Consider the following 12,728-nt stretch of genomic DNA (forward strand, 5'->3'; position numbering starts at 1 on the left):
GGCGAACTGAAACATCTAAGTAGCTGCAGGAACAGAAATCAACCGAGATTCCCAAAGTAGTGGCGAACGAAATGGGATGAGCCTTGTACCTTTTAGCAGTGTGGTTAGCAAAACGGGATGGAAAGCCCGGCCATAGCAGGTGATAGCCCTGTATGCGAAAACCGCGTTGTGGAACTAGGGGTACGACAAGTAGGGCGGGACACGTGAAATCCTGTCTGAAGATGGGGGGACCATCCTCCAAGGCTAAATACTCGTGATCGACCGATAGTGAACCAGTACCGTGAGGGAAAGGCGAAAAGAACCCCGGGAGGGGAGTGAAATAGATCCTGAAACCGCATGCATACAAACAGTCGGAGCCTGGAAACGGGTGACGGCGTACCTTTTGTATAATGGGTCAGCGACTTACATTCAGTGGCAAGCTTAACCGGTTAGGGAAGGCGTAGCGAAAGCGAGTCCGAACAGGGCGATTGAGTCGCTGGGTGTAGACCCGAAACCAGACGATCTATCCATGGCCAGGTTGAAGGTGCGGTAACACGTACTGGAGGACCGAACCCACTAACGTTGAAAAGTTAGGGGATGAGCTGTGGATAGGGGTGAAAGGCTAAACAAGTCTGGAAATAGCTGGTTCTCTCCGAAAACTATTTAGGTAGTGCCTCGTGTCTCACCTTCGGGGGTAGAGCACTGTCATGGTTGGGGGGTCTATTGCTGATTACCCCGCCATAGCAAACTCCGAATACCGAAGAGTGCAATCACGGGAGACAGACATCGGGTGCTAACGTCCGGTGTCAAGAGGGAAACAACCCAGACCGCCAGCTAAGGTCCCCAAGATTGGCTAAGTGGGAAACGAAGTGGGAAGGCTAAAACAGTCAGGAGGTTGGCTTAGAAGCAGCCACCCTTTAAAGAAAGCGTAATAGCTCACTGATCGAGTCGTCCTGCGCGGAAGATGTAACGGGGCTAAGCCAGTCACCGAAGCTGCGGGCGCACCTTGTGTGCGCGGTAGGAGAGCGTTCCGTAAGCCTGTGAAGGTGTCTTGTAAAGGATGCTGGAGGTATCGGAAGTGCGAATGCTGACATGAGTAGCGATAAAGGGGGTGAAAGGCCCCCTCGCCGTAAGCCCAAGGTTTCCTACGCAACGTTCATCGGCGTAGGGTGAGTCGGCCCCTAAGGCGAGGCAGAGATGCGTAGCTGATGGGAAGCAGGTTAATATTCCTGCACCGTCGTATGATGCGATGGGGGGACGGATCGCGGAAGGTTGTCCGGGTGTTGGAAGTCCCGGTCCCTGCATTGGAGAAGGCGCTTAGGCAAATCCGGGCGCGTAATTCAAGGATGTGGGGCGAGCGGCCTAGTGCTGCGAAGCAATCGGAAGGGGTCCCAAGAAAAGCCTCTAAGCTTCAGTCATACGAGACCGTACCGCAAACCGACACAGGTGGGCGAGATGAGTATTCTAAGGCGCTTGAGAGAACTCGGGAGAAGGAACTCGGCAAATTGGTACCGTAACTTCGGGATAAGGTACGCCCTGGTAGCTTGACTGGCCTGCGCCAGAAGGGTGAAGGGGTTGCAATAAAATGGTGGCTGCGACTGTTTAATAAAAACACAGCACTCTGCAAACACGAAAGTGGACGTATAGGGTGTGACGCCTGCCCGGTGCCGGAAGATTAAATGATGGGGTGCAAGCTCTTGATTGAAGTCCCGGTAAACGGCGGCCGTAACTATAACGGTCCTAAGGTAGCGAAATTCCTTGTCGGGTAAGTTCCGACCTGCACGAATGGCGTAACGATGGCCACACTGTCTCCTCCCGAGACTCAGCGAAGTTGAAGTGTTTGTGATGATGCAATCTCCCCGCGGCTAGACGGAAAGACCCCATGAACCTTTACTGCAGCTTTGCATTGGACTTTGAACCGATCTGTGTAGGATAGGTGGGAGGCTTTGAAGCGAGGACGCCAGTTCTCGTGGAGCCGTCCTTGAAATACCACCCTGGTTTGTTTGAGGTTCTAACCTAGGCCCGTGAATCCGGGTCGGGGACAGTGCATGGTAGGCAGTTTGACTGGGGCGGTCTCCTCCCAAAGTGTAACGGAGGAGTTCGAAGGTACGCTTGGTACGGTCGGACATCGTACCTAAAGTGCAATGGCAAAAGCGTGCTTAACTGCGAGACCGACAAGTCGAGCAGGTGCGAAAGCAGGACATAGTGATCCGGTGGTTCTGAATGGAAGGGCCATCGCTCAACGGATAAAAGGTACTCTGGGGATAACAGGCTGATACCGCCCAAGAGTTCATATCGACGGCGGTGTTTGGCACCTCGATGTCGGCTCATCTCATCCTGGGGCTGTAGCCGGTCCCAAGGGTATGGCTGTTCGCCATTTAAAGAGGTACGTGAGCTGGGTTTAAAACGTCGTGAGACAGTTTGGTCCCTATCTGCCGTGGGCGTTGGAATCTTGACGGGGGCTGCTCCTAGTACGAGAGGACCGGAGTGGACGTACCGCTGGTGTACCTGTTGTCTCGCCAGAGGCATCGCAGGGTAGCTATGTACGGAAGAGATAACCGCTGAAAGCATCTAAGCGGGAAACTCGCCTGAAGATGAGGATTCCCTGGAGCCTCGAGCTCCTTGAAGGGTCGTTCAAGACCAGGACGTTGATAGGCTGGGTGTGGAAGCGCAGTAATGCGTTAAGCTAACCAGTACTAATTGCCCGTAAGGCTTGATCCTATAACCAGTGCGTTTAGCGCGTTCGACGCGCACCGCTGGTATCCGCATACGTGCCATACAGCACAACCCGACGCTACATCCCAATACGCCCGATTGGCCCAGCCAGTCCGGCAACCCTTTATGCCTGGTGACCATAGCAAGTCGGAACCACCCCTTCCCATCCCGAACAGGACCGTGAAACGACTTCGCGCCGATGATAGTGCGGACTACCCGTGTGAAAGTAGGTCATCGCCAGGCTCTCCTTTGAAAACGCCCCAGATCCTCAAGGTCTGGGGCGTTTTGCTTTGCGGCGGATTGAAATGGAGCAATATCGGCAGCACTTTCCCGCTCCCCGCAAGTGCCTCACAATGCCGGTTTCGCAACCGCGCGCTTCATTCCCCTCCGAAAGTGACCACGCCATCCGACCATTGCTGGTACCTGTACCTGCTCGAATGCGCCGATGGCAGCCTCTATACCGGCATCACCACCGATGTCGGCCGCCGTTTCGCCCAGCACCAGGCTGGCACGGGTGCCCGCTATACGCGCTCGCGCAAGCCGATCGCGATCGCCGCGCAGTTGCGATGCGCCGACCGGGCGGAAGCCTCCCGGCTGGAAGCGCTGGTCAAGCGTCTGCACGTGACGCGAAAACGCGAGTTTTGCGCGATGCTGGAGCTGGACCACGCCGATATGCCCGATTTGCTGGCGTGGCTTCGCGACGGCGGCCGTCCGTCCCTGCCCGCGGTATCGCCCGGAAAACCGTGATTTGGTGGCGACCGGTCGTCGCTTTCCTTCCTTTCTTTCCTTAAGGCTCGTTTAAGTCTCGGCCCCTAGCATGTCCTCGTCGCGCCTTCCTGGGCGCCGAACCAACGAGGAGAACCAGATGATTCGCCGAACTGTTGCTCGTACCGCCATCGCCATTGCCGCCTTGGGCGTGCTGGCAGGCGGGTACAACTATCTCCAGAAGGAAGCGGTGTCATCAAGCTATGCCGCGCCGACTCCGGTGGTCGCGCAGGTCAGTGCCGGGCCGGGCCGCGCGATGGCAACGCCGACCGATTTCTCGGGCATCGTCGACCGTTACGGTCCGGCCGTCGTCAATATCAGCGTGACGGCACGCGCGCAGCGCACTGCGGCGCAGATGCCGCCGGGCATGGATCCGGACGATCCGATGTTCCAGTTCTTCAAGCGCTTCGGCATTCCGTTCCCTTACGGGCCGCAGCCGGACCAGCCGCAATTGGCGCGCGGCCTGGGCTCGGGCTTTATCGTCAGCCCGGACGGCATGATCCTGACCAATGCGCACGTCGTCGATGGGGCGCAGGAGGTCGTCGTCAAGCTGACCGATCGTCGCGAGTTCAAGGCCAAGGTGCTGGGCGTCGACAAGCAGACCGATATCGCGGTGATCAAGATCGACGCGAAGGACCTGCCGACGGTGCAGCTGGGCGACCCGTCGCAGGTTCGCGTCGGCGAGCCGGTCGTCGCCATCGGTTCGCCGTACGGCTTCGAGAACACCGTGACCGCCGGCATCGTCAGCGCGAAGTCGCGCGCGCTGCCCGACGACACCTATGTTCCGTTCATTCAGACGGACGTCGCGGTGAACCCCGGCAATTCCGGCGGCCCGCTGTTCAATCAGCGCGGCGAAGTGATCGGCATCAACTCGCAGATCTACAGCCGCACCGGCGGTTATCAGGGCCTGTCGTTCGCGATCCCGATCGACGTTGCCACCAAGGTTCAGCAGCAGCTGGTTGCGCATGGCAAGGTCACGCGCGGCCGCCTCGGTATCGGCGTGCAGGAGGTCAACCAGGCGTTGGCACAGTCGTTCGGCTTGCCGAAGCCGGCCGGCGCGCTGGTCAATACGGTCGAGCCGGACGGCCCGGCGGCGAAGGCGGGCCTGAAGCCGGGCGACGTCATCGTGCAGATCGGCGACGACACCGTCGATCGTTCGACCGACCTGCCGGAACACGTCGCGGATCTGAAGCCCGGCACCGAAACGACGCTGAAGGTTGTTCGAGAAGGCAAGCCCGTTACGCTGACCGTCAAGGTGGGCGCGGCCAACGAGCAGAGCGTCGCGCAAAAGAGCGAGGGCGCCGAGTCCGGCGGCAAGCTTGGCCTCGCGGTGCGGCCGCTGTCGCCGGCGGAACAGCGCGAGAGCGGCATCGCCGGCGGCTTGGTAGTCGAGGGCGCGTCGGGTCCCGCGGCTCGCGTCGGCATTCAACCCGGCGACGTGATCCTGGCCTTCAACGGCACGCCGATCAAGTCAGTCGAGCAATTGCGCACGATGGTGTCGAAGGCCGGCAAGGAGGTGGCGCTGCTGGTGCAGCGTGACGACACGCAGCTGTTCGTGCCGATCGAACTTGGCTGATCGAACTGCGCGGATAGAGGCCGTGCAAGGGCGTCGCGAACGGGCATCGACAAGCCCGGGCGCGACGCCTTTTTTGTTCGCGGACTCTCGCCCTTCCCGGTGCGCGGCGAGGTGGCTGCCAGGCAGGCGAGCAGATATGCGCGGCAGGTATACGCCCACGTATACGACCCCGTATACCTGCCGTATACGCGCCCATGTATACGGCAGGTATACGTATACGTACCCACCCCGAAATCCTTGCCCAGAGCGGTTTTCCGGGCTGCATAGCCACACAGGAACGCAATCACGGCGTATCATCTCGACTGCGATGCATGACGAGGCATCGGTGCCATCGTCTTGTGGACTCGATCGAAAAGGAAGTCTATGCAGTTGGATCTCACGCGTGCATCTACGGTGACGGCGACCGACCGGGCGCGGCGCATGCCGCGCGCGACGCCGTCGCCCCGTCGTCGCAAGAAGGTAGAGGTCACCTATTGGGAGCGCGGTTATCGCTCCCACTACTACCGCAACGAGCGCGGCGACAAGCTGGGCGAAGTACATCTGTCCGAGCGTGGCGAAGTGCCCGTGGTCTATCGCTGGGCGGCCGGCAACTATTCGGGTGCCGAAGGTTCGCTGGCGCATGCGCGCATGCGCGTCGAAGAGACCGTCGGCTTCGGTATGCGCCAGCTGCCGCTGTTCTGACGACGGCAACGCAGCCGGGCAACACCCTCACACCGACCGCAGCCTCTGCCGCGGTCCCGCGCGGCGCGCTCAATCGAGCCGACGCTGCCACAGCATCGCTGCCGCCGCACACAGCGCGAGCAGCGCGATCCAGCGATACAGATCCTCGCAGGCGATCAGCCTGGCCTGTTGGTCGACCAGCCGCGCCAGCCATGTCAGCGCGAACTGATGCGCATGGGCGGCATCGAGCCCCCGCGCGGCCAGCGTGGCCTCCATCGTGCGCATCCATTGCGCTGTCTGGTCGGGACGATTACCGAGCGAATCGACGATGCCATGGTGAACCGCAAACTGCCGGTTCTGCAGCAGGATCGCGCCGAGCGCCGAGGCGAACGAGCTGGCAATCTGCCGCATCAGATTCTTGCTGCGATAGCCGTGCGCGAAGTCCTCGTGCGATAACGGGCGAAACGTCAGCCCCGCGATCGGGATGATCACCATCACACCGAACAGGCCCTTGCCGACCAGGCCCCAGGCGAGCGCGCCGATGTCGGCGTCGGGCGGCAACCGCCAGAACCACCACGCCGCGCCGGCCATCACGAGCAGGCCCGCGGTCATCAGCGGCTTCTTGCGTGACAAGCGCGGCGCGGCCTTCAGGTAGATCGCAATGCCGGCAAGGCTGACCGCGGCCGAGAACGTGTTGAGCCAGCCGGTCGTCTGCAGCGGCAGTCCCAGTGCCTGCTCGGCATAGATCGGAAACAGGTAGCCGCTCAGGTTGTTGATCAGGTAGTAGACGAAATACATCGCCAGGCCGGTCAGGTAAACCGGATGGCGCAGATTGCGCAGCGCCAGCAGGGGCTTGCCGTGATGCCACTGGTGCCACAGGAACAGCGCCAGCAGCGCGGCACCGCTGGCGGCCAGCGCCCCGAGCCGCAAGGGGTGCGACAGCACATCGAAGCGCGCTTCGCTCAATGCGGCCTGGAGCGCGACGATTGCAACGCCGAACAGCAGCAGCGGCCCGATGGCGGGTGCGTCCGCGGCGGCCGAGCGCTCGGCATCGGGCAACAGCCGCCACGCCGCGAACGCGGCCAGCGCGGCAAAGGGCACCACGCCGTAGAACACATCCTGCCAGACGCCATGCTCGATCAGCGCGGCCGCAAAGGCCGGGGCCAGCGCCGACGCGCCGAAGATCCCCAGCATGAAGATCCGCAAGGCCCGCGGCCGGTCTGCCGGCGAGAACATCAGGTTGACCAGGATGCGGCAGCTGGTAAACAGCGCCCCGCCGCCGAGCCCCTGCAGCAAGCGCGCCGCGGCAAGTTGCGTGACCGAATGGCTGGCCGCGGCGGCCAGCGCCCCGGCAATGAACAGCAGCAGCGCGCCGGTCAGATAGCGGCGATAGCCGAAGCGCTGTGCCAGCCAGGGCTGCTTCAGGATCGTCAGCATGCTGCCGACCGCGTAGGCGGCCTGTACCAGCGCGAAGCTGCGCGGATCGCCATCGATGCCGCCGACAATATGGCTGGCGGCGAAGACGAACATGATGTTCTCGAGGAACTCGACGGCGGTGGACAGCGCCAGCAGCAGCATCAGCAGGGTCTGGCGTTGCCGATGGCCGAGCGGCCGCAGACGGCGCAGGCTGCGATGCAGCGTGGACCTGTGCGGCGCAGCCTGCGGTTTCATGATTGCAGCGTGTCCAGATGCTGGTGCAGCTTCGCGAGCGCGCGAGTCGCACCCGCCAGCCCCGTTTCCCCCAACGGACCCCATGCTTCGCCGTACGCTGCGTGCACCACTGGTGCGGCGCGCTCGACCATGCTGCGCCCCGCCGCGGTCAGCCGCAGTTCGAGGCTGCGCCTGTCCTGGGTCGAGGCGCGCCGACGCAGCAGGCCACGCGCTTCGAGCCCGTCGAGCAGCCGCGTCATCTGCGTGCGCGTCGCATCGAGCGTGTTGCCCAGTTCCGATGGCATGCTGGGCTGGCCTTCGTCGGCGGCCAGCATGCTCAGGCACAGGTATTGCGACATGTCGAGCTCGAACGGCGCGAGCGCCCGGTCGATATGCGCGCGCAGCAGCCGGGCGGTACGCATCAGCAGCCGGGACGCGAGAATCAGGTCGCGTGGCGCTTCGGGATGGGCAGCGCAGAAGCGGTCGATACGGTCTTCAAAGGACATGGCGATGTTACCCAAATAATTACAAATGTAATTATATCGAATGGTATCAATCGCTGCTCGGTAGCGGGGCGCGTCTCGCCAACGTCGTCGCGGCGTGCTGCTTGCGCACGCCGCGCCCGCTTCTGGCATCATCCCGATATTGACGCGCGAAACCGCCCCCTTCGCGCCTGGCTGAACCCGCGGCAAAGCCCATCGCCTCGCCGCCTTGCCCGTCCCGCTGTCGCCATGACGACCCCTGCCGCTCCCCAGAAGCCCGATGCAAACGGCGATGCCGCCGCGCCGCCGGCCACCTCGTCCTTCGATGCACAAGAACTCGAGGCGCTCGCCGCGGCGTTTCACCGCGATGGATTCGTGGTGCTGCGCGGCCTGGCGGAGCCCGCATTGTGCGATGCGATGGAGCGCGTGGCACGAGCCCAGCTCGCCGAGGCGGTCGCGCCGGTCGAATACGAGGCCGAACTGGGCTATCCCGGCGCGCCGTCGAGCCGCGAGGCGGCCGGCGGGGCGACCGTACGGCGGCTGCGCCAGGCCTACGATCGCGATCCGGTATTCCAGCAATGGGCGACCGACCCGCGCGTGGCCACGCTGGTCACCGCGCTGCTGGGCGAACCGGCGCAGCTGACGCTGGCCCACCATAACTGCGTGATGACCAAGCATCCGACCTACGGCAGCCAGACCGGCTGGCATCGGGACACGCGCTATTGGTCGTTCGCCAGTCCGGAACTGGTGACGGTCTGGCTGGCGCTGGGCAACGAGGACGAGCGCAATGGCGCGTTGCGCGTGATACCCGGCTCGCACCGAGCCGCGCTCGAGGCGGGACAGCTCGATGCCGCGGAGTTTCTGGTGGACAGCCATCCGGCCAGCGCGGCGCTGCTGGCGGGAGCGACGCCGCTGTCATTGCAGCGCGGCGACGTGCTGTTCTTCGACAGCCGGCTGTTCCATAGCGCGGGGCAGAACCTGTCCGACGCGGTCAAGCTGTCGGTGGCCTTTGCCTATCTGGGGCTGAGCAACCGGCCGCTGCCCGGCACGCGCTCGGCGCAGCACGGCATGGTGCAACTGCCGGCGCCAATGGCGAGCTGAGCGAAGACAAGGCAACGACGTCGGACGCGCCCTTCAGGTGCGCAGGCTGACCAGGTTGGTGATCTTCTCGGACGCCTCCAGCAGCGGCGGCAGGAAACGGCGCACCATCTCCTCGGCACTGGTGCGATTGGCCTGGCCGCTGATGTTCATCGCGGCGATGACCTGGCCGGCGCGGTTGCGGATCGGCGCCGACAGCGACACCAGCCCTTCCTCGAGTTCCTGATCGTTCTGCGCCCATCCCTGGGCGCGGATGCGCGCGATGATCGCCTTCAGTTCGTCGATATCGGTGACCGTCCGCTGCGTGCGCTTGCGCAGGTCGCTGGCGTGCAGCACGCGGTCGAGCTCCTGGTCGGACAGTCCGGCCAGCAGCACGCGGCCCATCGACGAGCAATAGGCGGGCAGCCGGCTGCCGATCGACAGATTGATCGTCATGATCTTGCGCGCGGGGACGCGCAGCACGTAGACGATTTCCGTCCCGTCCAGCACCGACACCGAGCAGCTTTCGTGGACCTGCTGCGACAGCGCCTCCATGATCGGCTCGGCCAGGTTCCAGAACGGCATCGAGGTCAGATAGGCGAAGCCGAGGTCGAGAATCTTCGGCGTCAGCCGGAACAGCCGGCCGTCGGCCTCGACATAGCCCAGGCCCACCAGCGTCAGCAGGATGCGGCGCGCGCCGGCCCGGGTCAGTCCGCTGGCCTGCGCGATTTCCGTCAGCGTCTGCGCCGGACGCTGGGCGTTGAAGGCCCGGATCACCGACAGCCCGCGTGCGAAGGACTGGACGTAGCTGTCGCTGGGCTTCTCGGCTGCGGTGCCGGCGTTGGCGGCGCTGCCCGGGGTTTCGGCGGCGGACGGCGGGGAATCCTTGGAATCGTTCGGGGCGTGGCTGGCCATCGAGGTATACGGCTGGATGCCGAATGCGCACGGAAAGGCCGAAAGAGTAGTGGAAAAGGCCGCAAACCGCCAGAGGGGCATGCCGCAATGCCCCGTTGTGTCGCGTACCGCGGTGGCAGCGCCCAGCAGTGCCTGCGGCCCCTCTCGCCGCGGTGCGGCGCCTCAGCGGAAACTCTTCTGCACCAGCACGAAGACCGCGATCAGTACGCAGACCAGCGCGAAGCCGTGCAGCAGATCCATGCCGGCCAGCAGCGTGGCCTGGCGGTCCACCTCCTGAGACAGCCGCGCCAGATCGAAGCCAGAGAGCCCGCCGCCCTGCTGCAGCGCGGGCTCGAAGCGCGTCACGTGCTCGATCAGATGGGTGCGGTGCGTGGCCGCGCCTTCCTGCATCCACATGCTGGCCAGCCCGGTGCCCGTGGCCGAGGCGATCTGCTTGCAGACGTTCTTGAACTGGTAGGCGTGGGCGAAGTCCTCGACCGGCAGATCGAGGTAGGTCATCGAGGCGACCTGGATCATCAGCAGCACCGGCGTCAGTCCCTCCAGCAGCACCACCGGCACCAGCGCATAGTCGGGCGCGCCCGGCATCAGCCGCTGCGACAGCAGCATCGCGGCGCAGGCATAGACCACCAGGCCCGCCGCGATCACCCGCCGCTTGCGAAACACCATCGCCATGCACAGCGTCAGCACCACCGCGCCGATCGCCGACACGGTGCCGCTGACCGACAGCAGCATGCTGGTGGTGCGGAAGGTCAGGCCAAGGCCGCTCTGTGTCAGCGTCGGCAGCAGATAGGCCCAGATCGCCGACAGCAGGTAGTACAGCGTGTAGAAGCCGAGCCCGTACAGATAGCGCCGGCCGAGCAGCCGCGACGGATCGATCCACGGATCCTGGTGGCGATGCAGCCGCCAGGCGCAGAACAGCAACAGCGCCAAGCCGGCGGCGGCCATCAGCGGCATGTGCGGCGTGCTGAAGAAGCGCGTGTAGCGCATCTCCTGCAGCGTGTGCAGCAGCACCAGCGCGCCCGCGGCGGCGCTGAGCGCCGCGGGCCAGTCCAGCGTCGATACCGGCGGATGCGGGTCGCGCGGACCGCGGCGCGGGTAGGTCAGCGCCACCAGCGCCAGCACCGGCAGCGCGATCACGGCCTGGAACAGGAACACCGCGCGCCAGCCGATCTCGTCGAGGAAGATGCCGGTCAGCCATGGCGTCACCGCCAGCAGCCCGAACGATCCCAAACCGAAGCGCAGCAGCAGCGCGGCGCGCTCGGCGGGTGCCGTCAGCAACTGCACCAGGATGCGCGAGGCCGCGAACAGGCCGCCGGCGCCCAGGCCCTCGACGGTCTTGCCGACGATCAGGCCGGTGGGCGAGCCCGCCTCCGCGCACAGGATCGCGCCGAGCACGAACACCGCCAGCGACGCCATCGTGAAGCGCTTGTAGGTGATGCGCCGCGCGATCTGGTCGAGCAGCATGTTCATCAGCACGGCGGCGGCGGCATAGGCGCTGACCGCGTACAGGTAGTCGCTCGGCGTCGCATTGACGCCGCCCTGGATGTGCTGGCTTGCCACCGCCATCATCAGCGTCGAGGAGAAGTCGAGCCCGGTGACGAGCCCCAGCGTCAGCCCGAACGCCGACAGCTGCAGCGGTCCCATCTCGGGGTGCGAGGCGAGGCGCAGCGAAGGGGGCGGGGAGGGATTTGGCGCGGGCAGGCCGGCCGGCACAGGTTGGTGGGGCATGGGCGCCAGCTTAGCGGCGCGCGCGTGCGCGAAAAACCGGCTGTGCTGGAAACTTCGTCCGGCTGCCGGAACAATCGGCGCCGGGCGCACCCATGAAAAAACCGGCCCGCAGGCCGGTCTTCATTGGCACGCCGCAGCGCGCGAGGACGTCAGGCGCCCTGGCCGAAGCGGTCGCGGTTGTCCGACACGTGGTCGGCGCGGGCGCCGTCCGTGTAGGCATCGACGCTGCGGGCGCCGTCGGTGTAGGCGTCCACCGTGCGCGCGCCGTCGGTGTACGGGTCGGCCTTGCCGACGTGCATCGACGCGCCTTCGAGACGCAGCACGTCGCGATCGAGCGTGGTGGCGTGCAGCGCGGTGGCGGACAGGGACAGGCCGGCGGCGCAGAGCAGCGCGAAGGCCAGGCGACGGGGTTGTGCAAGAGTCTTCATGGTTTTTTTCCTTTGATCAAAGCGGTGTGGCCGGCATCAGCCGACCACACCGCCCAAATCTACGCCCGTCGATGGCGTGGAAAAAGAGGCTCTGCAGCAACACACTGTTCAGGCATGCGGACAATGGCGGCCAACCCTCGTCCGGACAAGACCGCGCCGGCAGCAGCGGGACAGCGGGGCCTCAGAGCAGATGCCGCAGGCCGAACAGATTGACGCTCAGTCCCGCGATCACCATCAGCAGCACCTGGGCGAGGATGAACAGCACCAGCGGCGAGATATCGAAGCCGCCCAGGCGCGGGACCACGCGGCGGATCGGATCGAGCAGCGGATCGGTCAGTTGCTGGATCACCGGCGTGATCGGCGAATGCGGATTGACCCAGGACAGGATCGCCATCAGCAGCGTGACCCACATCACCAGGCTGATGCCCCACTTGAGCACATTGAGCACCGCGATGCCGAGCACGGCGGGCAGCAGGCCGAGGGGGTTGCCGGCAGTCAGTCCGATGACGGCCAGCAGGAACACCACGGCGGTCAGCCAGGCCGCGACGACGGTGGCCCAGTCGATGCCGCCGACGCCCGGAATGATCCGCCGCAGCGGCCGCACCAGCCAGTCGGTGACCTGGAACACCGCATGCGAGATCGGGTTGCGCGCGGGCAGGCGCGTCAGTTGCATCCACAGCCGCAGCAGCAGCGCCATGCCGAAGAGCGTGAAAACGGTGTCGAGCAGAAAGATGGCGATTTGCGAGAGCATCG

Annotated in this window: 10 protein-coding genes and 2 rRNA genes (1 of these 12 running past the window's edge); 6 read left to right on the top strand and 6 right to left on the bottom strand. The window is 64.4% G+C overall.

The genetic code is table 11. The features are described 5' to 3' along the window. The 5 genes from FOB47_RS01500 to FOB47_RS01520 form a co-directional block, all read left to right on the top strand. Positions 1 to 2,700, top strand: a 23S ribosomal RNA gene (locus FOB47_RS01500); it begins 181 nt to the left of the window's first position. A 123-nt stretch (positions 2,701 to 2,823) separates the two neighbouring features. Continuing rightward, a 5S ribosomal RNA gene (gene rrf / locus FOB47_RS01505) occupies positions 2,824 to 2,937 on the top strand. Between the two features lie 6 nt (positions 2,938 to 2,943). Further along, the gene (locus FOB47_RS01510) at positions 2,944 to 3,441 is read left to right on the top strand and encodes a GIY-YIG nuclease family protein (protein WP_244959248.1); all 498 of its coding nucleotides are present in this window, start codon (positions 2,944 to 2,946) and stop codon (positions 3,439 to 3,441) included. A 118-nt stretch (positions 3,442 to 3,559) separates the two neighbouring features. Beyond that, entirely contained in the window at positions 3,560 to 5,035 is a 1,476-nt protein-coding gene (locus FOB47_RS01515) for a DegQ family serine endoprotease (RefSeq protein WP_174779745.1), read from the top strand. Between the two features lie 363 nt (positions 5,036 to 5,398). Beyond that, entirely contained in the window at positions 5,399 to 5,716 is a 318-nt protein-coding gene (locus FOB47_RS01520; protein ID WP_006577865.1) for a hypothetical protein, read from the top strand. 69 nt (positions 5,717 to 5,785) lie between these two features. On the opposite strand, the gene FOB47_RS01525 is transcribed toward FOB47_RS01520, so the two are convergent. Further along, positions 5,786 to 7,366: an MFS transporter gene (locus tag FOB47_RS01525; RefSeq protein ID WP_174779746.1), complete on the bottom strand. Its 1,581-nt coding sequence runs from the start codon at positions 7,364 to 7,366 to the stop codon at positions 5,786 to 5,788. Beyond that, positions 7,363 to 7,851 carry a MarR family winged helix-turn-helix transcriptional regulator gene (locus FOB47_RS01530; protein WP_053824438.1) on the bottom strand — a complete coding sequence of 163 codons (489 nt, stop codon included), beginning with the start codon at positions 7,849 to 7,851 and terminating at the stop codon, positions 7,363 to 7,365. Before FOB47_RS01530 ends, FOB47_RS01525 begins: the two co-directional genes overlap by 4 nt. Before the next feature lie 225 nt (positions 7,852 to 8,076). On the opposite strand from FOB47_RS01530, the gene FOB47_RS01535 reads away from it, so the two are divergent. Next, the gene (locus tag FOB47_RS01535) at positions 8,077 to 8,928 is read left to right on the top strand and encodes a phytanoyl-CoA dioxygenase family protein (RefSeq protein ID WP_053824437.1); all 852 of its coding nucleotides are present in this window, start codon (positions 8,077 to 8,079) and stop codon (positions 8,926 to 8,928) included. Positions 8,929 to 8,961: 33 nt separating this feature from the next. Here the strand turns inward: FOB47_RS01535 and FOB47_RS01540 are convergent, their stop codons facing one another. The 4 genes from FOB47_RS01540 to FOB47_RS01555 all read right to left on the bottom strand — a co-directional run bounded on the left by FOB47_RS01540 (position 8,962) and on the right by FOB47_RS01555 (position 12,726). Further along, complete coding sequence (locus tag FOB47_RS01540) at positions 8,962 to 9,819, bottom strand: IclR family transcriptional regulator (RefSeq protein WP_053824436.1); 858 nt, start codon at positions 9,817 to 9,819, stop codon at positions 8,962 to 8,964. 162 nt (positions 9,820 to 9,981) lie between these two features. Continuing rightward, positions 9,982 to 11,547, bottom strand: a complete 1,566-nt coding sequence (locus FOB47_RS01545; protein WP_390884858.1) for an MFS transporter — start codon at positions 11,545 to 11,547, stop codon at positions 9,982 to 9,984. 149 nt (positions 11,548 to 11,696) lie between these two features. Further along, on the bottom strand, positions 11,697 to 11,975 hold the full coding sequence (locus FOB47_RS01550; protein ID WP_053824434.1) for a hypothetical protein: 279 nt from the start codon (positions 11,973 to 11,975) through the stop codon (positions 11,697 to 11,699). A 181-nt stretch (positions 11,976 to 12,156) separates the two neighbouring features. Beyond that, positions 12,157 to 12,726 carry a YggT family protein gene (locus FOB47_RS01555; RefSeq protein ID WP_151023378.1) on the bottom strand — a complete coding sequence of 190 codons (570 nt, stop codon included), beginning with the start codon at positions 12,724 to 12,726 and terminating at the stop codon, positions 12,157 to 12,159. Positions 12,727 to 12,728: the final 2 nt, after the last annotated feature.

The organism is Cupriavidus gilardii (assembly GCF_013347325.1).
GTDB classification, from domain to species: Bacteria; Pseudomonadota; Gammaproteobacteria; order Burkholderiales; family Burkholderiaceae; genus Cupriavidus; species Cupriavidus gilardii.